The 25,759-nt window shown below is 73.1% G+C and carries 25 protein-coding genes; 8 read left to right on the top strand and 17 right to left on the bottom strand.

The window, feature by feature from the left end:
- Positions 1-9: 9 nt before the first annotated feature.
- Complete coding sequence (locus ACVJO7_RS28610; RefSeq protein ID WP_491675483.1) at positions 10-456, top strand: MarR family winged helix-turn-helix transcriptional regulator; 447 nt, start codon at positions 10-12, stop codon at positions 454-456.
- 71 nt (positions 457-527) lie between these two features.
- Positions 528-1,349 (top strand): fumarylacetoacetate hydrolase family protein, encoded by an 822-nt coding sequence (locus ACVJO7_RS28605; protein ID WP_491675482.1) that lies wholly within the window; start codon positions 528-530, stop codon positions 1,347-1,349.
- A gap of 64 nt (positions 1,350-1,413) precedes the next feature.
- Here ACVJO7_RS28605 and ACVJO7_RS28600 read toward each other — a convergent pair whose 3' ends face one another.
- Positions 1,414-2,595, bottom strand: a complete 1,182-nt coding sequence (locus ACVJO7_RS28600; protein ID WP_491675481.1) for an acyl-CoA dehydrogenase family protein — start codon at positions 2,593-2,595, stop codon at positions 1,414-1,416.
- Between the two features lie 230 nt (positions 2,596-2,825).
- On the opposite strand from ACVJO7_RS28600, the gene ACVJO7_RS28595 reads away from it, so the two are divergent.
- Positions 2,826-3,815, top strand: a complete 990-nt coding sequence (locus ACVJO7_RS28595) for a zinc-dependent alcohol dehydrogenase (protein WP_491675480.1) — start codon at positions 2,826-2,828, stop codon at positions 3,813-3,815.
- A 63-nt stretch (positions 3,816-3,878) separates the two neighbouring features.
- Here the strand turns inward: ACVJO7_RS28595 and ACVJO7_RS28590 are convergent, their stop codons facing one another.
- From ACVJO7_RS28590 to ACVJO7_RS28555, 8 genes are all read right to left on the bottom strand, one after another.
- Positions 3,879-5,606, bottom strand: coding sequence for a thiamine pyrophosphate-binding protein (locus ACVJO7_RS28590; protein ID WP_491675479.1), 1,728 nt, complete (start codon positions 5,604-5,606; stop codon positions 3,879-3,881).
- On the bottom strand, positions 5,603-6,451 hold the full coding sequence (locus ACVJO7_RS28585; RefSeq protein ID WP_491675478.1) for an ABC transporter ATP-binding protein: 849 nt from the start codon (positions 6,449-6,451) through the stop codon (positions 5,603-5,605). The genes ACVJO7_RS28590 and ACVJO7_RS28585 overlap by 4 nt, the downstream gene beginning before the upstream one ends.
- Before the next feature lie 48 nt (positions 6,452-6,499).
- Entirely contained in the window at positions 6,500-7,339 is an 840-nt protein-coding gene (locus ACVJO7_RS28580; protein ID WP_491675477.1) for an ABC transporter permease, read from the bottom strand.
- Positions 7,336-8,148, bottom strand: a complete 813-nt coding sequence (locus ACVJO7_RS28575; RefSeq protein ID WP_491675476.1) for an ABC transporter permease — start codon at positions 8,146-8,148, stop codon at positions 7,336-7,338. Before ACVJO7_RS28575 ends, ACVJO7_RS28580 begins: the two co-directional genes overlap by 4 nt.
- Positions 8,149-8,237: 89 nt before the next feature.
- Entirely contained in the window at positions 8,238-9,248 is a 1,011-nt protein-coding gene (locus tag ACVJO7_RS28570) for an ABC transporter substrate-binding protein (RefSeq protein WP_491675475.1), read from the bottom strand.
- A 346-nt stretch (positions 9,249-9,594) separates the two neighbouring features.
- Positions 9,595-10,404 (bottom strand): SDR family NAD(P)-dependent oxidoreductase, encoded by an 810-nt coding sequence (locus tag ACVJO7_RS28565; RefSeq protein ID WP_491675474.1) that lies wholly within the window; start codon positions 10,402-10,404, stop codon positions 9,595-9,597.
- Positions 10,401-11,288: a LysR family transcriptional regulator gene (locus ACVJO7_RS28560; protein ID WP_491675473.1), complete on the bottom strand. Its 888-nt coding sequence runs from the start codon at positions 11,286-11,288 to the stop codon at positions 10,401-10,403. The genes ACVJO7_RS28565 and ACVJO7_RS28560 overlap by 4 nt, the downstream gene beginning before the upstream one ends.
- The gene (locus tag ACVJO7_RS28555; protein ID WP_491675472.1) at positions 11,288-12,064 is read right to left on the bottom strand and encodes an alpha/beta fold hydrolase; all 777 of its coding nucleotides are present in this window, start codon (positions 12,062-12,064) and stop codon (positions 11,288-11,290) included. Before ACVJO7_RS28555 ends, ACVJO7_RS28560 begins: the two co-directional genes overlap by 1 nt.
- Positions 12,065-12,285: 221 nt before the next feature.
- Here ACVJO7_RS28555 and ACVJO7_RS28550 point away from each other — a divergent pair, with 221 nt between their 5' ends.
- Both ACVJO7_RS28550 and ACVJO7_RS28545 read left to right on the top strand, forming a co-directional pair.
- Positions 12,286-13,212 carry a fumarylacetoacetate hydrolase family protein gene (locus ACVJO7_RS28550; protein WP_491675471.1) on the top strand — a complete coding sequence of 309 codons (927 nt, stop codon included), beginning with the start codon at positions 12,286-12,288 and terminating at the stop codon, positions 13,210-13,212.
- Entirely contained in the window at positions 13,209-13,973 is a 765-nt protein-coding gene (locus tag ACVJO7_RS28545) for an SDR family NAD(P)-dependent oxidoreductase (RefSeq protein ID WP_491675470.1), read from the top strand. The genes ACVJO7_RS28550 and ACVJO7_RS28545 overlap by 4 nt, the downstream gene beginning before the upstream one ends.
- Before the next feature lie 207 nt (positions 13,974-14,180).
- Here ACVJO7_RS28545 and ACVJO7_RS28540 read toward each other — a convergent pair whose 3' ends face one another.
- Together ACVJO7_RS28540 and ACVJO7_RS28535 are read right to left on the bottom strand one after the other, a co-directional pair.
- A complete protein-coding gene (locus ACVJO7_RS28540; protein WP_491675469.1) occupies positions 14,181-14,495 on the bottom strand; it encodes a hypothetical protein in 315 nt (104 codons plus the stop codon).
- A gap of 204 nt (positions 14,496-14,699) precedes the next feature.
- Entirely contained in the window at positions 14,700-15,698 is a 999-nt protein-coding gene (locus ACVJO7_RS28535) for an HNH endonuclease signature motif containing protein (protein ID WP_491675493.1), read from the bottom strand.
- 59 nt (positions 15,699-15,757) lie between these two features.
- On the opposite strand from ACVJO7_RS28535, the gene ACVJO7_RS28530 reads away from it, so the two are divergent.
- Positions 15,758-17,128, top strand: coding sequence for a glucuronyl esterase domain-containing protein (locus ACVJO7_RS28530; RefSeq protein ID WP_491675468.1), 1,371 nt, complete (start codon positions 15,758-15,760; stop codon positions 17,126-17,128).
- A 60-nt stretch (positions 17,129-17,188) separates the two neighbouring features.
- Here the strand turns inward: ACVJO7_RS28530 and ACVJO7_RS28525 are convergent, their stop codons facing one another.
- Genes ACVJO7_RS28525 through ACVJO7_RS28510 form a run of 4 tightly spaced genes read right to left on the bottom strand, consistent with a single transcriptional unit; the run spans position 17,189 to position 21,854 of the window.
- Positions 17,189-17,860 carry a sodium:solute symporter family transporter gene (locus ACVJO7_RS28525; RefSeq protein WP_491675467.1) on the bottom strand — a complete coding sequence of 224 codons (672 nt, stop codon included), beginning with the start codon at positions 17,858-17,860 and terminating at the stop codon, positions 17,189-17,191.
- A gap of 5 nt (positions 17,861-17,865) precedes the next feature.
- Positions 17,866-18,216, bottom strand: coding sequence for a sodium:solute symporter family transporter (locus ACVJO7_RS28520; protein ID WP_491675466.1), 351 nt, complete (start codon positions 18,214-18,216; stop codon positions 17,866-17,868).
- Complete coding sequence (locus tag ACVJO7_RS28515; protein WP_491675465.1) at positions 18,201-18,380, bottom strand: hypothetical protein; 180 nt, start codon at positions 18,378-18,380, stop codon at positions 18,201-18,203. The genes ACVJO7_RS28520 and ACVJO7_RS28515 overlap by 16 nt, the downstream gene beginning before the upstream one ends.
- 27 nt (positions 18,381-18,407) lie before the next feature.
- Positions 18,408-21,854 (bottom strand): proline dehydrogenase family protein, encoded by a 3,447-nt coding sequence (locus tag ACVJO7_RS28510; RefSeq protein WP_491675464.1) that lies wholly within the window; start codon positions 21,852-21,854, stop codon positions 18,408-18,410.
- A gap of 117 nt (positions 21,855-21,971) precedes the next feature.
- Here ACVJO7_RS28510 and ACVJO7_RS28505 point away from each other — a divergent pair, with 117 nt between their 5' ends.
- The gene (locus ACVJO7_RS28505) at positions 21,972-22,877 is read left to right on the top strand and encodes a LysR family transcriptional regulator (RefSeq protein ID WP_491675463.1); all 906 of its coding nucleotides are present in this window, start codon (positions 21,972-21,974) and stop codon (positions 22,875-22,877) included.
- Here ACVJO7_RS28505 and ACVJO7_RS28500 read toward each other — a convergent pair.
- The gene (locus tag ACVJO7_RS28500; RefSeq protein WP_491675462.1) at positions 22,867-23,424 is read right to left on the bottom strand and encodes a TetR/AcrR family transcriptional regulator; all 558 of its coding nucleotides are present in this window, start codon (positions 23,422-23,424) and stop codon (positions 22,867-22,869) included. The genes ACVJO7_RS28505 and ACVJO7_RS28500 overlap by 11 nt on opposite strands.
- A gap of 77 nt (positions 23,425-23,501) precedes the next feature.
- Between ACVJO7_RS28500 and ACVJO7_RS28495 the strand changes: the two genes are divergently transcribed.
- Positions 23,502-24,479 (top strand): alpha/beta fold hydrolase, encoded by a 978-nt coding sequence (locus ACVJO7_RS28495; protein WP_491675461.1) that lies wholly within the window; start codon positions 23,502-23,504, stop codon positions 24,477-24,479.
- Between the two features lie 84 nt (positions 24,480-24,563).
- On the opposite strand, the gene ACVJO7_RS28490 is transcribed toward ACVJO7_RS28495, so the two are convergent.
- Positions 24,564-25,592 carry a YdcF family protein gene (locus ACVJO7_RS28490; RefSeq protein WP_491675460.1) on the bottom strand — a complete coding sequence of 343 codons (1,029 nt, stop codon included), beginning with the start codon at positions 25,590-25,592 and terminating at the stop codon, positions 24,564-24,566.
- Between the last annotated feature and the right edge of the window lie 167 nt (positions 25,593-25,759).

Here is a 25,759-nt window from a genome sequence, read left to right as displayed (position 1 = left end):
GATCGGACGATGGAGCAGCCCAGCACCGGCGCCCGGTCCCCGCGGGACACCGGCCCGGACGGCTACACCGGGTTCCTGGTCCGGCGGGCCCAGCAGGCCCACGTCGCCGCCTGGCAGCGCCAGGTGTCGTCGGAGATCTCCAGCGTGCAGTTCGGTGTGCTGTCCACGCTGGCGGCCCGCCCCGGTGCGAGCCAGCGCGACCTGCAGGACGCCCTCGACCTGGACCGCTCCACGATCGCCGACCTCGTCAGCCGCCTGGAACGGCACGGGCTGGTCGAACGGGTCCGGGCCGCGGAGGACCGGCGGCGCAACGTGCTGCACCTGAGCGCGGACGGCCGCTCGGCCTACGAGTCCCTGCGCCCGCGGGTCGATCTCGTGGAGGACACGTTGACCGGGCACCTCACCGCCGACGAACGGGACCGGCTCCAGGAGCTGCTGCGCCGCGTCCTGGGCTGACCGCGCCGGACCCACCAGAACCTGATCCACCGAACCACCACCGGCCCGATCCGGGCCGAGATCGGAGAACGATGAAGCTCGCCACCCTGACCACGCCGGAGGGAACCACCGCCGCCCGCCTCGACGGTGACCACTACCTTCCGATCGACGGGTGCGCCGACGTCGGCTCCCTGCTCGCCGATCCCGGCTGGCGCGACATCGCCGGCGCGGCCACCGGCGCGGCCGTCCCGGTCGCCGACGCCGCCGTCACGACCCTGGTGCCGCACCCTGGTGCCGTCGTCTGCGTCGGGCTGAACTACCGCTCGCACATCCTGGAGATGGGCCGTGACCTGCCCGGTCATCCCACGCTCTTCGCGAAGTTCGAGCGCACGCTGACCGCGCCGTACGCCGACATCGAGGCGGTTCCCGAGGACCCCGAGCTGGACTGGGAGGGCGAGCTCGTCGTCGTCATCGGCACCGGTGGGCGGCGCATCCCCGAGGCCGACGCCGAGGCGCACATCGCCGGGTACACGCTCGCCAACGACATCTCGATGCGCGGTTGGCAGATGCGCACCAAGGAATGGCTGCAGGGCAAGGCCTGGGAGTCCTCGACCCCGGTCGGACCGGTGCTGGCGACCGCGGACGAGATCGACGCCACCGCGCGGCTGACCACCACCGTCAACGACGAGACCGTCCAGGACCACGCGATCTCCGATCTGGTCTTCGGTCCCGCACACCTGGTGTCCTACGTCTCCACCATGATGACCCTGCACCCGGGGGACCTGATCCTCACCGGCACCCCGGGCGGGGTGGGCCGGGCCCGCGATCCGCAGGTCTACCTGAAGGCCGGCGACCTGGTGCGGGTCGCGGTCGACGGGATCGGGGAACTGCGCAACCGCATCGTCGCCGGATGACGGAGAGCCCCCGGAGCGCCGGTGGACCCGGCGCTCCGGGGGCTCCCGGAGGTACTGGCGCGGCTCAGGCCAGCTGGAAGTGCACCCAGCGCTGTCCCTCGGCGAGCCCGGCGAGCTGCCGTCCGGCCGACTGCAGGATCGCCGGCGACGACGAGATGTGCTGGGTACCGCCCTGGACGTCGCGGAACAGGCGCTGCATCGTCCCGGATCGCAGCGCCTCGGAGCCGCCGGCGGCGTAGGCGAACGCGGCCACCTCCTGCAGCCGCCAGGTGGCGTTGTGCAGGGCGGCCCGGTTCAGCGTCTCCAGCCTGATCCCCATCGGGCGGCCGGCGTACACCTGCTCCTCGATCTCCTCCCACACCTCGTAGAGCAGCGCGTGCGCGGCCCGCAGCTTCAGCTCGGCCTCGGCGTACTGGCCGTGGAACGCCGGGCTGTCGCCCTGCGAGCCGGGCCGGCCAGACCGGGCCCGCACGGCCGCGGCCAGCTCGTCGAGGATCCGGCGCCCGGTGCCCAACGCCCAGGCTCCGTGGTTGATGCTCGCGAAATTGCCGATCCCGATCGTGTACAGCGGCCCACCGGTGACCGGGGTGGTGCTCAGCGAGGGATAACTGCGCTCGGTGCGGACGAACACCCCGTCCAGCGTGTAGTCGATGCTCCCGGTGCCGCGCAGGCCCAGCACGTCCCAGTTCTCGACGAAGGTGACCTCGTCGACCGGCACGATGAAGAACCGCACCTCGCCGGTACGGGTGTCGGCGCCCGCGGTGTGCAGGTGCGTCGCGTGCTTGATCCCCGAGGCGAACGACCACTGCCCGCTGATCCGGTAGCCGCCGTCGACCGGCTCGGCCTTGCCGGCCCGGGTGCCCTGACCGGCGATCCCCAGCCGCGGTGTCGCGAACAGCTCGGCGGCCGACTCCGCCGGGAAGAACGCGCCCGCCAGCCCGGTGGACAGCGCCAGGGCCATGGTGACCCAGCCGGTCGACGGGTCCGCATAGGACAGCGTGCGGTAGGCGTCCATCAGCTCGCGGGGCCGGAGCTCGCCACCGCCGAGCTCCCGGGGGGCCAGCACGTACACCGCCCCGGACGAGTACAGCTGCTCGACGACCGGCTCGGCGATCCGGCCGTTCACGTCGTTCTCGGCGCCGTAGCCGTCGACGAGATCGTGCAGGCCGGCCACCGCCGCGCGCACGTCCGGCCCCGCCGGGGTCGAACCGGCGGCGGTCAGCTGCCGGTCGGCAAGCTCAGTCATCTGCTGCTCCTCGGTGACGGCACGATGGCGTGCGGTACTGGCTTCTCGAAGCTATCCGCGGGCCGCGGTCCCCGACAGGATCCGGTGATAGGACTTGGCCCCGTCGTGACACCGATTGGTTATGAGGCTGACCTTGGTCGGGATCCGGCCGTCGGGTAGACCGGTGGAATCCCCCTCGCCGCCGCCGGTGTCCGGCGGCCGCGCAACCACCCCGTGGATGCGGAGTTCCCATGCAGGCCCTGATCTGGCACGGCCCCCACCAGCACGAACACGGCGACGTGCCGGAACCCGCCCCCGGCCCGGACGAGGTGCTGGTGCAGGTCCGGCGGGCCGGCATATGCGGATCCGACGTCACCGTGCACAAGGGACTGATGGGGATCAGCCGTCCCGGCGCCGTCCGCGGACACGAGTTCGCGGGCGTGCTCGCCGGCGAGGCCCCCGGCTGGCGGGCCGGTGAGCGGGTCGTGGTCGATCCGGTGCTGGTGTGCGGGAGCTGCGCCCGCTGCCGGGCCGGCCGGGGCTCCTGCTGCCCCGACCTGGAGATCATCGGGGTGCACCGGCCGGGCGCCTTCGCCGAGCTGGTGGCCGTCCCGGTGTCGGCGCTGCACCGGCTGCCTGACGGGCTCTCGTTCGAGACCGCCGCCGGGGTGGAACCCCTGGCCCAGGCCTGGCACGACGTCGAGCTGGCCCGGCGGCACGGCCCGCTCGGCGACACCCTGGTGATCGGTGCCGGTTCGATCGGGGCGTGGATCGTGCAGGCCCTGCGGTGGGCCGAACCGGCATCGGTCACGGTCGCCGATCCGGACCCACGCCGCCGGGACGCGGTGCGGCGCTGGGACGCCACCGCCGTCGCGTCCGCGGACGAGCTGCCCCTGCGATCCTTCGACACCGTGTTCGACGTGGTCGGCGTGCCCGCCACCCGGCGCACCGCGATCGAGGCCTGCGCCGGTGGCGGCACCGTCGTCGCGGTCGGGCTGGGTGCCGACGAGAGTCCGGTCGGCTGGTTCGACGTGGTGCGCCGGGAGATCACCGTGCAGGGCGCCAATACCTTCACCGACGACAGCTTCCGGGCGGCCCTGGACTTGCTGGCGACCGGCCGGGTGGAGGTGCCCGAGGCGCGGGTGCACCCGCTCACCGAGGGCGGCGCGGTGTTCACGGCGCTGGCGTCGGGAACCGATCCGTTCGCCGGCAAGACGTTCCTGGCCCCGCCGGCGGGATGAGGCCGGCCGGCTGCACGACGAGGCCCCGCGGGCCCGGCCCGAGAGGCCGGACCCGCGGGGCGCTCACACGTGGTCGTAGAGCGGGCTGCGGACCTGCCGGGAGACGTGACAGTCCAGCACCAGCGGGCCCTGCGCCGGGTCCCATGACGCGAACGCCGCGGCCTCGTCGCCGATCTCGCGGACCGACCGGCCCTGCGCGCCCATCCCCGTGGCCAGCGCGGCGATGTCGTGGTAGCCGAAGATCGCCTGGTCCGGGGGACAGCCCCAGTCCTTCATGTGGACGAGCTCGGAGCCGGCCGCGCCGTCGTTGAAGCAGGCCACCACCAGCGGTGCCCGCTCCCGCACCGCGGTCTCCAGGTCGCCGAGGGTCATGAACAGTCCGCAGTCGCCGATGAACAGCACCGTGGTGCGGTCCGGATCGGCCACGGCCGACGCGTAGGCGCCCGCCAGCGCGCTGCCGACCGCCCCGAAGTCGGGCATCCAGAGCAGCGACCGCGGCTCCCGGTGGGTCAGGTACAGCACCGGGAAGGCCCCGAAGTGCCCGTTGTCGACGACCACCCGGCGCGACGCCGGCAGCACCTGGTCCAGCCGGCGGCAGAGCGACCGCGGATCCAGCGCACCGGGCACCGAGACGTCGTCGGTGATCGGCTCGGCCGGCAGCGGGGGCCCGGGAGTGCGCGGTGCGCCCCCACCGGCCCGGAGCCGGTCGAGCAGCTGTCCGGTCGCCGTGGCCGCGTCCCCGGCCAGGGGAACGTTGAGTGCCGCACCGTCGACCGGGCGCGGATCGGTGTCGATGCGGACCACCGTCCGCCCCGTCACCAACGCGCCCTTGCGGGTCTGGAACGCGTCGAGGGCGACCCCGACGGCGATCAGGCAGTCCGCCCGCGCGACGAGCTCCTCGGTCCGCCCGATCGAGAACCCGCCGAACGGGCCGATCACGGCCGGGTGCTCGCCCAGCACCCCGGACGCCGGGACGGTGGTGGCCACCGGGGCACCGAGGAACTCGGCGAGCTCGGCGATCCGGTCACCGGCACCGGCGGCGACCGCTCCCCGGCCGGCCACGATGACCGGGTACCTGCTGTTCGAGACGGCGGACGCGGCGCGCGCGACCTCGGACGGGGTCGCGTCGACCGGGGTGGCGGGCGGCGGGATCCGGACCGGATCGGTGGCCCCGGCACGGGTGCCAGATGCAGGGGTACCAGCTGCGGGGGTGCCAGATTCGGGGGAACCAGCAGCCGGGGTGTCACCAGCGGGCAGCCGGTCCAGACCGGCGGGCATCACGTACACCACCGTGCGGGACTGCTCGGTCGCGATCCGGTGGGCCTCGTGCAGCCGCTGCACGGCGTCCGGCCCGCTGGTGCGCACGGTGGTGATCCCGAGCGGGCCCAGGATCGTCTCCGGAGCGAGTGCCTGCACGCCACCGGCGAACGGGAAGCGCTGCGGATCCAGGTTGGACGTGTCGCTGACCAGCAGGATCAGCGGAACCCGGCCGCGGGCCGCGGTCAGCAGTGCGGTGATCGTGTTCGTGAAGCCCGGTCCCTGCGTGACGGTGCACCAGCCGACCCGCCCGGTGGCCCTGGCGAGACCGTCGGCCGCACCGACCGCACCGTTCTCGTGCCGCAGGTGGTGCACCGGGACACCGTGCCGGGTGTCCAGGTGGTGCACCAGCCACAGGTTGCCCGCGCCCATCAGGGTGAACAGGTGGTCGCAGCCGAGCGTGACCAGCGTGTCGGCCAGCTGCTCGACGATCGTCGTCGCCGGCGGCGCGGCCGGTCGGGCCGGCGCGCTCATCGGCCGTGCGGCATGACGAGATCGAGCAGGTACCGGCGTAGCTCGAGGAAGTCGTCGCTGGCCCGGGTGGCGATCTGCTCGCGGTCGCGGCCCAGCGGCACGTCGACGATCTCCCGCACCCGCGACGGGGAGCCGGACAGCACGACGATCCGGTCGGCCAGGTAGATCGCCTCGTCGATGTCGTGGGTCACCAGCACCACGGTGATCCCCATCTCCCGGCGCACCTGCAGGATGAGGTCCTCCAGGTCGAACCGGGTCTGGGCGTCGACGGAGGCGAACGGCTCGTCCATCAGCAGCAGGTCCGGCCGGTAGGACAGCGCCCGGGCGATCGCCACTCGCTGCTGCATGCCGCCGGACAGCTGCCAGGGGTACTGCTTCTCGACGTGCCCGAGCCCGACGGCGGTGAGCACCTCGGTGACCCGCTGGGCCCGCTCGGCCCGGGGCACGCCGCGGGCGGCCAGCGGCATGGCGATGTTCTTGGCGTTGGTGAACCACGGGTACAGCGACCGGCCGTAGTCCTGGAAGACCAGGCCCAGCTGGGCCGGGACCTCGGTCAGCGGGGCGCCCTCGAAGTGCAGCTCGCCCGAGGTGGCCGGCGCCAGCCCCGAGATGCAGCGCAGCAGGGTCGTCTTGCCGGCGCCGGACGGTCCGACGATGCAGACGAACTCGCCCTTCTCGACGCGGAAACCGACGTCGTCGATGGCGACCTTGGCCTCGGGCCGGCCCGCGTCGTAGATCTTGCGCAGGCCGGAGACCGACAGCACCGGCTCGCCGTCGGCCGGCCCGGTGGCGGACGACGCGCGCGTCGTGGACCGCGTTCCGGTCCGGTGGGAGGTGGTGGTCACGTGGTCCTCCGGTGGCTCCGTGGCTGGGGACGGGGTACGGGATGGCACTCAGGAACTCCCGAGGGCGCGGGAACGGTGGTGCCAGGCCAGGATCCGGCGCTCCAGCACCACGAACAGCAGGTTGACGGTGGTGCCCACGATGGCCAGCATGATGATGCCGGTCCACATCTTGGGCACCGCGAACACCGTCTGTGCCTGCAGGATGTAGTAGCCGATTCCCTGTCGGGCACCGACCATCTCGCTGACGACCATGAGGATGATCGAGGTCTGCAGGCTCGCCCGCAGGCCGGCCGCCATCTGGGGCGCCGCGGCCGGCAGCACGAGCTGGAACAGCGTCTGCCCCCGGTGCAGGCGCATGGCGCGCGCCGTGTCGAACTTGACCTCGTCGATGCCGCGCATCCCGTCGAGGGTGTTGAGCAGCGTCGGCCAGATCGCGCCGAACGCGATCAGCGCGATCTGCCGGGTCTCGCCCACGCCGAACAGCGCCATCAGCGCGGGCAGCAGGGCCGGGGCCGGCAGCACGTACAGGAAGTAGACGAGCGGGTTCGCCGCGACCCGGGTCGAGCGGAACCGCCAGAGCACGGTCCCGGCGACGATGCCGATCCCGGCGCCCAGGAGGTAGCCGAGCAGCAGGTTGCGGATGCTCGGCGCCAGCTGGGCGGTCGCCGGGCCGAACACCCACTCCTCCCACCAGAGCGCGACGATCCGGCTCAGCGGCGGGAAGAACGGCGAGGTGCTCGACGCCGAGAGCACCCACCAGAGGGCGAGCAGCGCCAGCGGCGCCCAGATCGCGGTGAGCACCCGGGCCGTGCGGCGCCGGCGGCGGGCAGCCGCTGCGGAGGGCGGGGTGACGGTGGCCGGTGACGGCGGGGCGAGGATGTCGGTCATCGCAGGACCCTCCGGTCGTTGGCCCGACGGTTGCGCTGCGACTCGTGCCAGTGCATGACGCGGCGTTCGAGCAGGAAGAAGGCGCCGGTCAGCACGATGCCGATCAGGCCGGCGGTGATGATGTAGGCGTACATCACGGGATAGGCGCTGGTCCCGCCGTTCTGGGCGCGCAGGATGTTCCGCCCGATGCCGGCGGCCCCGCCGACGAGCTCGGCGACCACCGACAGGATCAGCGCCGACGCCGACGCGATCCGCAGGCCGGTGGCGATGTACGGGGCCGCGCTGGGGACGGTGACCCCGACGAACCGGCGCGGGCCGCGCACCCCGAGTGCCCGGGCGGTGTCCAGCACGGTGGGATCCATCGAGCGGACGCCGTAGATGACCTGGATGACCAGTGGCCAGAAGACGCCGAAGGCGACGAGGAAGACCTTCATCTCCAGCGTGGAGCCCAGGATCATGATCACCAGGGGCAGGATCGCGATCGCCGGGATGGCCTTGAACACCTCGATCACGCCGGCCGCGCTGCGGAACGCGAAGTCGTTGAAGGCCAGGGCCGATCCGATCAGCAGCGCGAGCACCGAGGCGATCAGCAGCCCCAGCGACCACGACTGCAGGGTCGCCAGCACCGACTCCCAGTAGGCCTCGGTGCCGAGTGCCGATCCCAGCGCGGCGAGCGTGTCGGTCATCGTCGGGAACTGGTCGGCGGTGAACAGCCCGCCGGTGGTGACGGCCTGCCAGAGCCCGAGCACCGCGAGGACCGCCAGCACCGGTGACAGCCCGAGGGCCACGCGGCGCACGTTCGCATCCATTGCCGTTCACTCCTTCGTCGGTCCGCGGACTCGGGGGGGGGGGGGGGGGGGGGGGGGCCGGGGGGGGCGGCCGCCCCCCCCCCCGACGGTCACTCCTGCTCGGGCCCCATGGCCCCCGGCCACACCAGCGTCGTCACGTCGACGTCCTCGGTCTGCCCGGCGTACTTCTTGAGCAGCTCCTGGGCGGTCGCGAAGCCCTCGACGTTGACGTACGGGTTGCTGCCGGTGTTCCACTTCGCGGCCTCGGCCGCCTCGGGCGTGATGCCGAGGTTGTCGACCAGCGTCGCCCGGGCCTTGTCGATGTTGGCCGAGGCGTACTCCTGGGCCTCGACCATGGCGGTGGAGAACGCCTGGACCTGGGCCTCGTTGGAGTCGATGTAGTTCTGGCTGCTGGTGAACAGGCCGACGGCCATGTCCGGGAAGGTCTCGACGTTCGGCTTGCCGACGATCGTCGCGCCCCGGCCGACGGCGTCGGCGATGAACGGGGCCTGGATGACCGCGGCGTCGACGTCGCCGGCGACCAGCGCGGCCGGCATCTGCCCGAACGGCAGCTGGACCAGCTCGATGCTCGTCGGGTCGACGCCCTGCTCGGCAGCCATGTCCCAGGCGGCCAGGGTGTTCAGCGAGGACAGGCCGATCACGCCGAGCGTCTTGCCGCCCAGGTCGGCGGCGGAGGTGATGCCCGAGCCGGGTCCGGCGACCAGCGCGTTGCCCTCCTCGGGCTCCTCGGCCGCCTTCTGCTGGCCCTCCACCGTCGCCACCGCGCGGATCGGGATGCCGTTGATGTTGGAGTTGAGCACGTGCACCACGGTGGCGAAGCCGAAGTCGTACTGGCCGCTGGCGACGCCGGAGATGATGGCGGCGACGTCGGTCTGCGGCACCACCTCGATGTCCAGGCCGTGCCGGGCGAAGATCCCGTCCTGGATGCCCAGGAACAGCGGTGCGGACTGGGCGGAGGGGTTCACCGCCAGCGTCACCGTCGTGGTGCCGTCCGCATCGGATCCGGCGTCACCGGATCCGTTCGCGCCACCGGAGCAACCGGCAACCAGGGCCGCGGCCGCCACCAGGGCGGCTACGGTCCCGGAGAGGGTTCGTGCCATCGTGTGTGTTCCCTTCACGTCATCGGGAGGGTGGGGCCGGCCATCGGTCCGGCTCCTGCTGCCCGGCGCTCGCCCGTCGGTCGCCGAGGACCATGGGCCGGTGCGGCCGGGGACTGCCGTGCGACCCGGGCCGCATGTGGATGGTCATCCGTGGCCCGGCGGGGTGGGGATCGCACCGCGGCAGGGCGTGGGGCGGGGTCCCGGCGGCGGCGTCGCTGGTGTGTCGGCCTCCGTGCACCGCCCAGGCTAGTGCGCGGGTGCGGGCCCAGAACCACCCACAAGCTATTACGTGATAACGGTTCTGGATGCTGTGCTTCGGGATGCCGGGGTTCGGGTCGATCGGCCGTCATCGCCTGGTCACCCCCACGCCACCGTCGATGGTGTACACGGCGCCGGTGATGTGCCCGGCGGCCGGTGAGGTGAGCAGCAGGGTCAGTCCCTCGATCTCGGCCGGATCGGCCATCCGGCCGGTCGCGGTGGCCCGGGTGAGCTCCTCCAGCATTCCCTCGTTGCCGGGGTTGCGGCTGCCGATCGAGGTGCGGAACGACCCGGGCGCGATGACGTTGACGCAGATCCCGCGGGGTGCGAGCTCGGCGGCGACGTTGCGGGCCAGCAGCGTCGTCGCCGCCTTGGAGCTGGAGTAGGCATAGCCGACCAGTGGATCGGGATCCAGCCCGGCGACCGATCCGGTGACCACGATCCGGCCTCCGGAGTTCATCCGGGACGCGCCCGCCCGGATCGTGTGCAGCACCCCGGTCAGGTTGACGTCCAGCACGGCCGCCCAGCGTTGCGGATCGACCGAGTCGAGCCCGTTGCCGAAGCGGCGTCCGAGCCCGGAGGAGATCCCCGCGTTGGCGACGACGATGTCGAGCCCGCCGTCCCGGCCGGCCGCCCGGGACATGACGTCGCCGATCGCGGCGTCGTCGCGCACGTCGGCCACCGCGGACCGCACGTCCAGCCCCTCGGCGAGCAGCGACGCGGTGGACGTGGCCAGCACGTCGGTGTCGACGTCGACCAGGGTCACCCCGGCCCCGTTGCGGGCCAGTACCCGGGCCATGGCGAAGCCCAGTCCGTCGGCGGCCCCGGTGACCACCGCACCGCGACCCGTCACGTCGAACAGGGTGCGGGGATCGGACGGGCCGAATGCATCGGTCATGGTCGTGCCTCCCAGGAGCGCATCCGGAGAAAGTTGGTCAGTACCTCGGGACAGGCCTTGTCGTCCCAGAGCAGGCCGATGTTGAGCCGGGGGGTGACCCCCACGAGCGGCCGGTAGGCCACCCCCTGCTGGCCGACGAGCTTCGCCGACGACGGCGCGAACGCGACGCCGAGGCCGCCCGCGACGAGCCCGAGCGCGACCCAGGTCGAGTTCACCGTGTGCGCGATGTCCGGGCTGAACCCGGCCTCGTTGCACAGCGAGGTGTAGTAGTCGTGCAGCTGTGGCTCGACCTGCCGGTCGATCAGGATGAGCTCCTCGCCGGCGAGCTCGCGGATGTCGACCGACTCCTGGGCGGCCAGCGGATGGCTGTCCGGTACGGCCAGCGACACGTCCTGCTGCGAGATCGGTTCGGCGGTGAGGGTGCCGCGCACGTCGACCGGGAGCCGGACGAACGCGCAGTGCACGGTCCGGTCGGCCACCTGTTCGGCCGCTCTGCGGTTGGTCAGCTCGGTCAGCCGGACCCGGACCCCCGGATACTCCCGGCGGAACCGGCGCAGCGCGCGCGGCAGCAGATCGGCCAGTGCCGGCTGGATGAAGCCGATCGACAGCTGCCCGATCTCGCCCTTGCTGACGGCCACGGCCCGGGCCTTCGCCACGTCGGCCTGGGCGAGCACCGCGATCGCCTCGTGCAGGAAAGCGGTTCCGGCGTCGGTGAGCGCCACGTGCCGCCGGTCGCGTTCCAGCAGCTGCACCCCGAGCTCGCCCTCCAGCGCCGAGATCTGCTTGCTCAGCGCGGGCTGCACGATGTGCAGGCGTTCGGCGGCCTTGCGGTAGTGCAGCGTCTGGGCGACCGCCACGAAGTAGCGCAGGTGACGGAGCTCCATCAGAGCGCCACCGGGGCGAAGCGGGCGAGGAACTCGTCCGGCCGTTCGACGTGCGGCAGGTGCCCGGCCTCGTCGATGATCTCCACCCGGGTGCCGGTGGGCAGCGCACGTTCCCAGCCGGCTGCGTACCCGACCGGGATGACGCCGTCGCGGGCGCCCCAGAACAGCTGGACCGGCATGCGCAGGCCGGCCAGCCGACCGGCCAGACCCGGATCGCACATGTAGGGGTCCCCGGCGAGCCGCCGGGCGGTGGCCCGGCCGCGGGCCAGCCCGTCGGCGACCCGCTGGTCGGGCGGGGCCGCCCGCAGCGCGGCCCGGCGCGCCGGGTCGTGCACCGTGAGGTCCAGCATCCGTGCCGGATCGGTGGTGAACACGTCGGGTGCGCTGCCGTCGCCGGGCAGGCCCGCCGGGTCGATCAGGGTCAGCGTGCGTACCGCCCCGGGGGCGGCGAGCGCGACCTCCGCGGCGACCCACCCGCCGAACGAGCAGCCGACCAGGTCGACCGGGCCGACGGCGAGATCGTCGAGCAGGGCGACGTGCACGGCGGCGAGCTCGCGGACCGAGCCGCCGGTGAAGGGCGCGCTGTCGAGGAACCCGGGATGGTCGGGGCGCAGGACCGTGCGGGTGCCGGTCCGGGCGAGGTGGACGAACGGGGGCAGCAGCTCGCCGGTGTCGCCCAGGCCGTGCAGGTACACCAGCGGCGGGCCCGAACCGGCGCTCACCAGCCGGACCGCGTGCCCGCCGACCACCCTGCGGGTGCTGTCGACCTCGGTCAACGTGTGCTCCTTCGCCTCGTTGTCGGCGCCACACTAGACGCGGGGAAGCGGCCCGATGATGCTCAGTACCACCCACCTGATCACCACAGGTGATCAGGTGGGTGATGACCTGGGGTGATCACCAGGTTCCTTACGGAACTTGGAGTTCATCGCCGGCGCCCGGCTAGCGTCGGCCCGTCCGCCGGCTGGGCCGGCCGCCGTCGACGACAGGACACGCCGCGATGAAGCTCGCACTGTTCAACGGATTCCGGCTCGGGGTCGTGCTCGACGAGTCCACCGGGGAACCGTCCGGAGGGGAACCGACCGTCGTGGACGTCTCCGACGCGGTCGGTGCCCACGACCGGGACCCGCTCACCGCCGGCTGGTGGCGGGCGCTGTGCCGGGACTGGCAGACCCTCCGGCCCGCCGTCTCCGACGCCGTCGCTGCCGGGACCCGGTACCAGCTGCGCGAGGTTCGGCTGGACTCCGCCGCGCTCGCCCCCAGCAAGATCATCGCGGCGGCCAGCAACTACGCCGACCACGTCGCCGAGATGCACGCCGTGCAGGAACGGACGCTGGGCGCCGTCCAGAGCTGGATGATGGAGTTCGACATCTTCCTCAAGTCGCCGTCCTCGCTGACCGGGCCGGCCGGTCCGGTGCGGCTGCCGGCCGACATGGTGGCCGCCGACACCGAGATCCACCACGAGTCCGAGCTGGTGGTGGTCATCGGCAGCGGTGGCCGCAACATCCCCGTCGAGCGGGCCCGCGAGGCCGTCCTCGGTGTCACCGCCGGACTCGACATCACCGTGCGCAGCTCGGCCGACCGTTCCCGGCGCAAGAGCTACGACACGTTCAGCCCGCTCGGCCCGGTCGTGCGGGTGCTCGACGACGAGTTCGACGCGACGGACCTGGACATCACGCTGACCGTCGACGGCCAGGTCCGCCAGCAGGTCAACACCCGCGACCTCATCACGCCGATCGAACGGATCGTCGCCTACGCCTCGACGGTGATGACCCTCAACCCCGGTGACCTGATCTTCACCGGTGCGCCCCCCGGTGTGGGGCGGATCCGGCCCGGCGAGACCCTGGTGACCACCATCTCCGGTGTCGGCACGATGACTACCGTCGTCACCCTCGACGAGCCCGCCGCGGCACCGGTCGCCGGATGAGCGAGGGGCACGCGCTGCTGGCCGGCAAGGTCGTCGTCGTCACCGGCGGGGCCAGCGGGATCGGACGGGCGACCTGCGTGCGTGCGGCCGAGGAGGGCGCCGCCGCCGTGGTGGTCGCCGACCTCACCGAGCACGGCCGCGACGGCGGCCCGTCGACCGCCGAGCTGGTCGCCGCCACCGGCGTCGCGGTCACCCACTGCCCGACCGACGTCACCGACCCGGCGGCCCTGACCCGGCTGATGGCCGTGGCCGAGGAGTTCGGCGGGGTGGACCTGATGGTCAACGTCGCCGGGATCAGCGACCGGGTCGCGCTGCTCGACATCGACATCGCCCGGTTGCGCCGGGTGATGGCGGTCAACGTGGAGGGCACCGTCTTCGGTGCGCAGGCCGCGGCCCGCTCGATGATCGACGGCGGACGGGCCGGTTCGATCGTCAACATCTCCTCGGTCGGGGGGACACGGGGCTTCGCACTGGCGTCCACCTACTCGGCGTCCAAGGGCGCCGTCCGGACCTTCACCTACGCGTTGGCCGATGCGGTCGCCCCGCACGGGATCCGGGCCAACGTGGTGCTCCCCGGACAGGTGGACACCGAGCTGCTGCGGGTCGAGATGGGCGGGGGATCGCCGATCCGCATCCCGCTCGGCCGCAAGGGCGAACCGTCCGAGATCGCCGACGCGGTGATGTGGCTGGGCAGCGACCTGGCGAGCTACGTCACCGGTGCCTCGCTGGTGGTCGACGGTGGCTACTCGGCGGTGATCTGAGGGCCGCGGGCCGGGATGTGCCATCGTGGTGGCCGGCAGGCCGGGGAGGAGGAGCGGTGGCGCAGGAACGGGGGCGGCGGCAGCCCGACCTCGAACCTCTGATCGACGACCTGAACGGGCTCGGGAAGCCCGCCACGTCGGTCGTGCTGTCCTCGCCCAAGTCCTGGGCGCCGGTCCCGCCGCCCGATGCTGCCGGCTGGCCGCCGGTCAACCCAGTGCGACCAGCAGCGCCAGCACGGACCTGAAGACCAGCAGCGGCGTCATGGCGAGGCGCTCGCTGCGGGACGGGGATACGGCGTTCGGGAGCGTGTTGAGCACGAGGAGCCCGAACACCACCCACATCCCGATCCGGGAAGCGTCCGCGGGATACACGGTGATGACGCCGGCCCGGTCCAGGGCGAGCGTCGCCATCAGCGCGTAGACGACGACCGAGAGCCCTGCCGCCACCCCCAGGCCCGCCGGGAGCACGCCCGGGTACCGCCCACCGAAGGTGAACCGGCCGAGCGGCGCGCCGAGGACCATTGGAAGATCGTGAGGACCGCGAACACGGCGACGAGCAGGAGCGCCGACACGGCAGCCACGGCAGATGGGGCGGATGCAGCGGACACAGCAGCCATTATCGGGCGCCCACCGGCGACGATGTCGATCGTTCGACAGTCGTCGACCGGTTCGTGGTGGCACCGTGGCCGACCGCCGGAGAGGCCTTGCGGCGCGGCCGATGTCGTCTCATCGTGGGGTGATGCTGGCGGTCACCTCGTCGAAGGTGACCGCCCGGGCCTGTGGTGCCCCCGTCTCGACGCGGTCGTCGGGCGTCGACGGGTGCGCGGGGTGGCGGACGGCCAGGTCGGCGTCGGGTGTGCGGCGCGGGCGGCGTTGTGGTCGATCCAGCCGGGTGGGACGAACTCGGGTCGTCCGCCGGTCACCCGGATCTCCCATCGGGAGCGGTGGACGAGGCGGCGGTGGATCCTGCAGAGCAGGGACGAGATTGACGAGGTCGGTGGGGCCGCCGTGTTCCCAGGGCAGGACGTGGTGGACTTCGCAACAGGAAGGTGGTCGGTCGCAGCCGGGGTGCGCGCAGCCACGGTCGCGGGCCGTGACGGCGCGAAGCTGAGAGTCGGGTCGCGGTGCGTTTGGTGCGTCCGACGTCGAGTGGTTGTCCGGTCTCGCTGAACACGACGGGCAGCACGGCGGCCTCGCAGGCGAGCATCCTTGGTGCTGCAGGGTCGAGCTGCCCGCTGTGTTCGAGGGTGGCGGTGGGGGCGCGGTGTTCACGTTCGTCGAGCCGGATGGCGACGTCGAGCTGGGGGCGCCGGCCACCCGGTTTCGAGCGGTACCCCGTCGGGGGCATGGGCCGCGCGCGCCGGGGTCCCAGCCCAGCAGGTCGGCCAGCGCGGCGGCGGGGGAGCGGTAGCCGCGCTCGATGGAGAGGCCACGCCGCTGCGCGACGGCGAGCGTGCTGACCGCGGCGTGGTCGAGGCGGCGGATGCGGGGTGGGGTCGGCCCGGGTCCCGTGACGTCCGGTGCACCTGCCGTCGGGATCCGGACAGGGGAGTGCCGCGGCGACGGGCGGGGCGGTCTCACCGGTGGGCGGGGCGGGTTCCGACGGCGATCGAGGTGCCCCGTTCGTGGTTCCGTCCCGCCATCGGGGTCGACCGTTCCAGTGAGAATTGCGCAGCCTTCTGTCCGCACTTCCGCACCTGCGTAGCGGACGGTGTCCGGAGTCATTCGTTCGATGATTGAGAATGACCCGATCGGGCAGTGATTCTCGGGTACGATCACGTTCGATGCACATTCCCAGTCGTCGGCACGACCGATCCGACCGACAGTGCGCCGCCGCGAGGAGCGCGCGGGCGCTGCTCCTCACCGTGGCGGTGTTCGCGACGGGCGGGATCGCGATGCCGCAGGTCGCAGCGGCGGCGGAGGTACCGGTCGGTACGTCCGCGGAGCGCGGCAGCGACCTCGACGCCCTGGTCGACCTCGACGGTCTCGGCGACGGACTGGTCGAGGTGCTCGCCGACGCCACGATCCCGCTCGGCGGGGACGATTATCCGAACCCATTGCGATTGCAAGACGGAAACGCAGTGGACGGCCCGGAATCGTGGGAGAACGTCCGCCGCGAGGAATTGCTGGCCGATTTCCGGGAGCACGTGTACGGGGAGAGCCTGCCGCTCCTGACGGAGCAGACGTTCGACGTGTCCACTTCCGACACCGGTGACACCATGCGCAAGACCGTCACGATCGGCGTCACCGGGCCCGAGGGCTCCGGCAGCTTTGACCTGCGGCTGTTCGTCCCACAGGGCGACGGCCCGCCGCGCGGCACCTTCCTGATGATCGACCACCGCGGATCGGTCGGCGACGATCCCGGCCAGTCGTCGGGCTACGCACCCGTCTCGACGATCACCGGCGCCGGGTACGCGTTCGCCGTCATCGACGCGAACGATCTCGCCCCCGACGACAGCGGCAGCTACCGCGACGGCGTCATCAACCTGTTCCACCCGTCCGGCCGGGACCTGCCCGACGACGCCGGCCGCGCGATCAGCGCCTGGGCCTGGGGCGCCAGCCGGGCGATGGACTACCTGGAGACCGATCCGGACATCGACCCCACGAAGGTCGGCGTGATCGGCCACTCGCGCAGCGGGAAGGCGTCGCTGTGGGCGGGTGCGCAGGACACCCGGTTCGCCGCCGTCATCACCAACAACTCCGGATCGACCGGCGCCAAGCTCGCCCGCCGCGGCGACGGCGGGGTGGGCGCCGAGACGGTCGCCCGGATCAACAGCTCGTTCCCGCACTGGTTCCCGCAGACCTACCGCGAGTACAACGACAACGAGAGCGCGCTGCCGGTCGACCAGCACGAGCTGATGGGGCTCGTCGCGCCGCGACGCCTGGTCGTCGGCAGCGCCACCGACGACTCCAACGCCGATCCACAGGGCGAGTTCCTCGCCTACGTCGGCGCCGCCCGGGTCTACGAGCTGTACGGCCTGGGGGACACCGGCCTCGGCTCGGACGACTGGCGGCCCGAGACCGACCGCGCCCACCGCGGTCCGGCGATGAGCTACCACCTGCGTTCCGGCGGGCACGGCCTGACCGGCGCCGACTGGGACGTCTACCTCGACGGCGACCTGTTCTCCCGGGCCGCCGCCCCGGCCGGGCTCTGACCCCCGCCGGGATCGGCGTGCCACGGGCCCGCGCCGACGCGACCCCGCGGGCGGCAGGGATCAGCGCGCCGCGGTGACGTCGCGGCCCGCGGCGATCGCGGCGGCGTCGTCGAACTCCCGCTCGATCTCGGCGTTCGGGACGTGGGTCAGCCTGCTCACGACCACCGCCAGCAGCACGTTCACCGCGAATCCCGGCGCGATCTCGTACAGCTCGACACCCGCGATCGGCGGGGCCCAGGTGTCCCAGACGAACACGGTGACCGCCCCGCCGACCATGCCGGCGAGCGCACCCCAGTCGGTCAGCCCGCGCCAGAACAGGCACAGCAGGATCGCCGGGCCGAAGGACGCGCCGAACCCGGCCCAGGCGAACGCGACGAGATCGAGGATGGTGCCGCCCGGGTCGAGCGCGATCACAGCGGCGATCACCGCGACCGCCAGCACGCAGGACCGGCCGAGGACCATCAGGGTGCGCGGCGAGGTGTCCCGCCCGACGACCTTGTAGAGGTCCTCGACGAACGCCGACGAGCTGACGATCAGCTGGCTCGACAGGGTGCTCATGATCGCGGCCAGCGCGGCGGCGAACACGAAGCCGACGACCAGCGGGTGCGGCAGGATCTGGGACATCGCGAGCACGACGAGCTCGGGATTGTCGAGCTCGTTCGGCGTGGTGTGGAAGAAGAACGCGATGCCGACGACGCCGCAGGCGACCGCGCCGAGCAGGGACAGGATCATCCAGCTCATCCCGACCCGGCGGGCCGGTCCGGCGGACGCGGCGTCGACCCGCCGAACGCGAGCTGGAAGAACTCCCCGCCGGCCACCATCATCGACGAGACGTAGAAGGTGAAGAAGACCAGCACGATCGCGCCGGAGGCGACCCGCAGCGACCGCGACGTGTCGTGCAGCCGGTTCTCGAAGAAGCTCGGGATGGTGATCGAGTTCCGCGCCACCTCGGTGTAGGAGCGCAGCCGCGGCGCCACGAAGCGCCAGTTCAGGTAGGCGCCGGCGGTCAGCCTGATCGCGATCCACGCCTCGATCAGCGCGGCCGCGTAGATCGCCCCGGGCAGGCCCATCATCAGCCAGCCGGACATGTCGGACGCCCCGGCGCTGAGCGCGGCCGTCCACGGGGCAGCTTGCGCCCGGCGAGCATGTAGCCCTCGTGGTCGGCGGTCTGCCGGTACGCGTAGTAGCCGATTCCCATCATCACCGCGAAGTAGACGACGAGCGCGACGATCTGGAAGGTCTGGTCGTGCATCACGAACGTCTCTGTTCGCTGTACGGGTCAGACGAGGGTGGGGACGGCGGCCGGGACCGGCACCGGGTGCGGCGTGCCGAACCGGTGCGCGGTGACCGACACGGCCTGCTCGCGCAGGAAGGTCAGCAGCTCGACCCGCCCGGCGGTGACGACCGGGCCGTCGTACACGGCCAGCGCCGGCGAGCCGCCGGTCACCCCGGCGACGTCCGCCGCACGGTCGCCGACGAGCCGGACCCGGCCGCCGCCGGCGGCGAGGGTGCGCAGCCGGTCGTGCCACGCGGCGTCGTCCTCCACCAGGACGGTCACGCCGAGCCGGGCCAGGTGCGCGTCCAGCGCGGCGGGCAGCGGCGCGGCGGCGCTGACGGTCGGCGGCGCCGACGCGCGCAGACCGGCGGCGACGATCCGCAGCAGCTCCACCGGGCGGCCGGTCGCGTACCGGACGGTGACCGGCACCGGGTGGTAGCGCAGCACGTTGTGCTCGCAGGTCAGGCCGGTCGCGTCGTGAGCGATGCCGTAGCCGGCCGCCCAGGCGTCCGCATCGGTCGCCAGCGCGCCGCGCAGCCAGTCCCGGTCGGCGTCGGGCAGCGCGACGTCGAGCACCCGGTCCGCGAGCGGATCGGCCCGGGTACCGGTGGCGCTGACCGGGTGGTCGGACCAGATCCCGAAGCCGAACAGGTAGCTCGGCCCGCCCGCCTTCGTGCCGGTGCCGACGGCGGCCTTCTTCCAGCCGCCGAACGGCTGGCGCTGCACGATCGCCCCGGTGATCCCGCGGTTGACGTAGAGGTTCCCGGCCTCGACGGTGCGCAGCCAGGTGTCGATCTCGGTCCCGTCGAGCGAGTGCAGGCCGGAGGTGAGTCCGTACTCGACCCGGTTGACCAGCCCGATCGCCTCGTCGAGGGTGTCGGCGGTCATGATCCCGAGCACCGGGCCGAAGTACTCGGTGAGGTGGAACTCGGAGCCCGGCGCGACGCCCTCGCGCACTCCCGGCCGCCACATCGTCCCGCGCTCGTCGAGCCGCTCGGGTGTGATCACCCAGCTCTCGCCGGGCCCGGTCGTGGTCAGCGCGGACAGCAGCTTGCCCGATGCCGGCTCGATCAGCGGGCCGACCTGGGCGCGCTCGGTCCAGGGCAGGTCGACGTGCAGCGAGGTCACGGCGTCGACGAGCTGGCGCCGGAACCGCCGGGACGTCGCGACCGAGCCGACCAGGACGACCAGCGACGCGGCCGAGCACTTCTGCCCGGCGTGCCCGAACGCGGAGCGGGCGACGTCCTTCGCGGCCAGGTCGAGATCCGCCGCGGGGGTCACGATGATCGCGTTCTTGCCGCTGGTCTCGGCCAGCAGCGGCAGATCGGGGCGCATCGAGCGGAACAGCTCGGCCGTCTCGTAGGCGCCGGTGAGCACCACCCGCTCGACGGCGGGATGGGTGATCAGCGCGGAGCCGAGCTCGTTCTCGTCGAGCTGGACGTAGCGCAGTACCTCGCGCGGGACGCCCGCCGCCCACAGCGCCTCGGCGACCACGGCCGCGCTGCGCCGGGCCTGGTCGGCCGGCTTGAGGACGACCGGTGAGCCGGCGGCGAGCGCGGCCAGCGTCGATCCGGCCGGGATCGCCACCGGAAAGTTCCACGGCGGCGTCACCACGGTCAGTGCGGCGGGGGAGAAGCGGGCGCCCGCGACGTCGTCGAGCCGGCGGGCCTGGTCGGCGTAGTAGTGGGCGAAGTCGATCGCCTCGCTGACCTCAGGATCGCCCTGCTCCAGCACCTTGCCGCACTCGGCGCCCATGACCTCCAGCAGATCGGCGCGCCGGGCGGCCAGCTCGTCACCGGCCCGGTGCAGGATCTCCGCGCGCCGGTCGGCGCCCAGCCCGTGCCAGGCCGGGCCGGCGTCGCGGGCGCCGGTCACGACGTCGTCGAGCTGGGTCGGGGTGTGCACCCGGCCGGCGTCCGCGGTGCCGGCGCCGAGCGCGCTGTCGCGCATCCGGGCGCGGATCGCGTCGCCCCAGGCGCGGTTCGCGGCGACGGCGGTGTCGGTGTCCGGGGTGTTGGTGAAGCCGTCGGTGGGCGCGGCCGGTTCGGGACGGCTGCGGTCCTGTACCCGGTTCGGCGCGGGCACCGAGGTGGGGACGGTCGCGACCGAGGCCAGGAACCGGTCGCGCTCGCGCTCGAACAGGTCGTGATCGCGGTCGATGTCGAACGCGGCGGACATGAAGTTCTCCCGGGACGCGCCCTCCTCGAGCCTGCGGACCAGGTAGGCGATCGCGACGTCGAACTCCTGCGGGTGCACGACGGGGGTGTAGAGCAGCAGCGACCCGACCTCGGCGCGCACCGCGGCGGCCTGCGCGGTCGCCATGCCGAGCAGCATCTCGACGTCCATCCCGTCGAGGCAGCCGCGACGCCCGGCGAGCAGCCGGGCCAGCGCGATGTCGAACAGGTTGTGCCCGGCCACCCCGATCCGGACGGCGGCGGTGTGCTCGGGGCGCAGCGCGTAGTCCAGCACCGCCTTGTACGACGCGTCGGACTCCTGCTTGCTGCCGCAGGTCGCGAGCGGCCAGCCGTGCAGCTCGGCGTCGACCCGCTCCATCGGCAGGTTCGCGCCCTTCACCACCCGGACCTTGATCGGGGCGCCGCCGTAGGCGACCCGCGCGGCCGCCCACTCCTGCAGCCGGACCATCGCGCCGAGCGCGTCCGGCAGGTACGCCTGCAGCACGATCCCGGCCGGCAGGTCGTGGAACTCGGGGCGCTCCAGCAGCGTGGTGAACACGGCGAGGGTCAGGTCGAGATCGCGGTACTCCTCCATGTCGAGGTTGAGGAACTTCGGGCCGCCGGGCGCGGAGCGGGCCAGCCGGTAGAGCGGGGCGAGCGCGTCGACGGCGTCGGCGACGGCGGCGTCGAACGACCACGGGTCGTGCGGCGCGACGGTGGACGAGACCTTGATCGAGACGTAGTCGACGTCGTCGCGGGCGAGCAGCGCGCGGGTGCCCTCGACCCGGCGGTCCGCCTCGTCGCGGCCGAGGATGGCCTCGCCGAGCAGGTTGACGTTCAGCCGGGTGCCCGGACGGTCGCGGCGGATCCGCCGGATCGCCGGGCCGAGCCGGCTCTCGGAGGCGTCTACGACGAGATGGCGGACCATCCGGCGCAGTGCGGCCCTGGCCACCGGGACGACGACGCCGGGCGCCACCCGGCCGGCGACCGCGCCGGCCCGGATCGCGGTGCGCAGCGGCCACGGCAGGAAGCGCGGGACGATCGGGACCAGGGTCGCCAGGTGCCGGGCGGCGGCCCGCGGGTCCTCCGGCCGGATCACGCCGTCGACGAAGCCGACCGTGAAGGCGAGCCCGTCCGGGTCCTGCAGCACGTCCGCCAGCCGGCGGGCGGAGCGGTCGACCGGTTCCTGCCGGGCGGCCTCCAGCCAGCGCCGCACCAGCGCGACCGCCTCGGTCGCCAGCTCCTCGTCGATCACGACGCCGTTCGTCACGCTCACGCTGCACCCCTCCGCTCGTCCGCCGTTCCCGGGAAGACGAGAGTCCCAGCCCACATACGTCGACAAAAGCGACGATAAGTGAACGCTATTATTCGGTTCGACCGAAAGGTGTGACCGATGTGGGATCTCCACCGGCTCCGGCTGCTGCACGAGCTCAGCCTGCGGGGGACCGTGACCGAGGTGGCGCGCACGCTCAACTACGCGCCGTCGAGCGTGTCCCAGCAGCTGGCGAAGCTGGAGGAGGAGGTCGGGGTCCGGCTGCTCGAATCGGACGGGCGCAGGCTCCGGCTGACCCCGCCCGGCGAGCTGGTCGCCCGGCACGCGGCGGAGGTCCTCGACCTGGAGGAACGGGTCCGGAGCAGGCTGGCCTCGGCGGAGCCGGTCGGCGAGACGGTGCGCCTGGCGACACTGGAGACGACGGCCCGGGCGCTGCTGCCGCATGCGCTGACCCGGTTGCGGGGCACCGCGCCGCACCTGCGGCTGGAGGCGTCGGTGGTCCCGCCCGAGACCGGACTGGCCGAGCTGGAGACCCGCGGGTTCGACGTCGCCGTCGCCGAGCAGTACCCCGGCCACAGCCGGTCGCACCGGGCCACGCTGGACCGCGAGCCGCTCGGCACCGATCCGGTGCGGCTCGCGGTCGCCGCGGGCTCCGGGGTGACCGGCCTCGCCGACGCCCGGGACCTGCCCTGGGTGATGGAGCCGGCGGGGACCGCCGCGCGGCAGTGGGCGGTGCAGCAGTGCCGGGCGGCCGGGTTCGAGCCCGACATCCGGTTCGACTCCGCCGACCTGGAGATCCACGTGCACCTGGTCCGGGCCGGGCACGCGGTGAGCCTGCTGCCGGACCTGGTGTGGACCGGGAACCGGGACGGCGTGCGGCTGATCGGGCTCGCCGGCCCGTCGCACCGCGAGCTGTTCACCTCGGCGCGGCTGGTGTCCGCGGGGCATCCGGCGATCGCGCAGGTCCGGGCCGCGCTCGCGGACGCGTTCGCGGTCGTCGGTGCCGGCCGGCCGGTCAGCCGGTGAGCCGGTGCAGCGCGTCCCGCAGCGCGCGCTCGGCGTCGTCCGCGGACAGCCCGCCGATCAGCACGCGCACGGTCAGCCCGTCCGCGGTGGCGATCAGTGCCCGGGCCGCGGCGAGCGGGTCGTCGAGCGCGGGGGCGATCGCGGTGACCAGCCGGGCGGCCGCGCGCTCCTGACCGTCCTTCGCGTCGGCCAGCATCGCGGCGAGCGCCGGATGGCTGATCGCGGCGGCGGCGTACTGGTGGAACACCGAGACGCCCGCGCGCTCGGCCGCGGTGCGCGGGATCGGGTGCCCGACGAGCTGCCACAGCTGCTCGCGGTCGTCGGCACCGGCCGTCGCGTCCGCGTGCTGCTCGGCGGCGCCGGTGAGCATCGCCGCCAGACCGGCCCGGACGAGCTCGTCCTTGCTCGCGAACCAGTACTGGATCCGGCCGACCGAGACGCCCGCGGCGGCGGCGACGGTGCGCATGGACACCGCCGCCATGCCGCGCTCGGCGATCACCTGCCAGACGGCGTGGATGATCGCCGCCCGGCGGTCGTCGGAGGCCATGGGTGCCACTGTAGGCGAGATCGATACGACTGTATTAGAGTCGCCGTCAATACAATCGTATTGACGGAGGTGTTCCCGTGCGCCGGTTCCTGAGCGTCGTCGCGGTGCTGGTGGTGGGCTGGCTGGTGGTCGACAAGGTCGTCTCGCTGGTCGCGCCGGAGCCGACCGTCGGGCACTGGCGCAGCGAGCAGGGCCGGGACGCCTACCGCGCCGCGTACGACGGGGTGATGGCGACGCTGCCCGCACCGAGCGCCGTGCACGACGTCGCCGTCGACCACGGCAGCGTGCGGGTCTACGAGTGGCGGGTCACCGGTCCGTCGTCCGGCGACCCGCTGCCGGTGGTGCTGCTGCCCGGCATCCGGTCCGGCGCGCCGATGTGGGGGGAGAACCTGGGGCACTGGATCGGTGATCGCACCGTCTACGCGATGGACGCGATCGGCGACTCCGGGATGTCGCTCCAGTCGGTGCCGCTCACCTCGTTCGACGAACAGGCCACCTGGGTCGAGCAGGCGCTCGCCGGGCTCGGGCTGGACCGGGCGCACGTCGTCGGGCACTCGTTCGGTGCGGCCACCGCGACCGCGCACGCACTCGCCCACCCGGGCCGGGTGGCGTCGCTGACGCTGCTCGAACCGGTGCTGGTGCTGCACGGGCTCCCCGCGTCGACCTACCTGTGGTCGACGCTGCTGCTGGTGCCCGTGCCGCAGTCCTGGAAGGACCGGGCGATGGCCGAGATCGGCGGCGTCACCGTCGAGGAGGTGCGGGAGCGCACGCCGATGTCGGTGATGATCGACGAGGGGGCCCGGCACTACGCGGCCGTCACCCTGGTGCCGCGCACCCTCACCGACGACGAGTGGCGGTCGCTGCGGATGCCGGTGCGGATCGACATCGCCGGGGACCGGTCGCTGGCCGGTGGCGCGCAGGCCGCGGAGCGGGCCAGTGCGCTGGGCATCGACCCGGTGATCGTCCGGCCGGGGACGACGCACTCGCTGCCGATGCAGGACGCCGGGCCGCTCGGCCCGGAGCTGGAGCGGTACTGGTCCGGGCACGACCGGTGAGGCGGCCCGCCGAGATGCAGATCAGCGGGCCGGATCCGCCGGGTGCGGCCCGCTGATCTGCATCTCGGTGATCGTGACGGCCGGTCAGGCGGCCAGCAGCATCGCGAGCGGCGCCGGGACGCACACCAGCACCAGCAGTACCAGGTTGCGCACCCGGTGCTCGCGCAGGATCGCGACGAACTCGCGCAGCACGGCGCTCGGCCAGTAGTACCCGGCGGTCGGGGCGCCGACCGCCTGTGCGTCGATGCCGAGCCTGCGGGCCAGCACCGCGGCCCGGAACGCGTGGTAGTTGCTGGTGACGATCAGGCCGCTGCCGGACACCTCGTCGCGCACCAGGGTGTCGGAGAACCGCAGGTTCTGCTCGGTGTTGCGGGACTCCGTCTCGGTGCGCAGCGCGGCCGGGTCGGCGCCGTGCGCGATCGCCCACCGGCGCATCGCCTCGCCCTCGGCGAGCTGCTCGTCGCTGCCCTTGCCGCCGGACAGCACGAGCAGCCGGGCCGACCGCCGGTCGAACTCGTCCATCCCGGTCCGGATCCGGGAGGCCAGCAGCGGTGGCACCTCGCTGCCGCGCAGCCCCGACCCGAGCACCAGCACCCAGTCCGCCGGCCGGTCGTGCACCAGCCAGGCGTAGAGCCGCGCGTAGCCGAGGAACGCGACGAACTGGAACCCGAGCAGCAGCGCCGTCACCGTGCAGAACAGCCACAGGGCGCGCATCCACGGCGTCCCGTTCAGCAGCACCGGCACCGTCACCACCAGCAGCGCGACGATCGCCAGCCCGGCCAGCAGGGACAGCGAGTTGCCCGCGCTCACCCGTTCCCGGCGCAGCATGACCACGCCGTTGAGCAGCAGGAACCCGGCGAAGACCAGCGCGATCAGCGGGGAGACGACGGCCAGGAACACCCCGGTCGCGACCACCGGGTTGCTCCCGACGATCCCGAGCGTCGCGGCCGCGTTGCCGACGAGCAGCGCGGCGAGCAGCAGCCAGTAGGCGTTGCCGAGCCGGCGCGGATCGGTCCGGATGCGGCGCCGGACGAACAGGCACACGCCGACGGCCAGCAGCAGGGGCACGACGAAGGACAGGATGAGCAGGACGATCACCGCGAGCTCGGTCATGATCGGCCCATCCTGCCGTGTGCCCGGGCGCGTTCCGCGGAACGAACCGCGGCGCACACCCGGTCGTGCCGCGGGCGCGCGTCGTGCGGAGGGCCGGCGTCGCACCCCTGGCGCCGTCCCGCACCTCCAGGGCGATCGCGCACCCCCGGTACCCGGTGCGGCGCCGT

Source organism: Pseudonocardia sp. DxW, from assembly GCF_058448985.1.
This window is presented reverse-complemented; position numbering and strand designations above follow the sequence as displayed.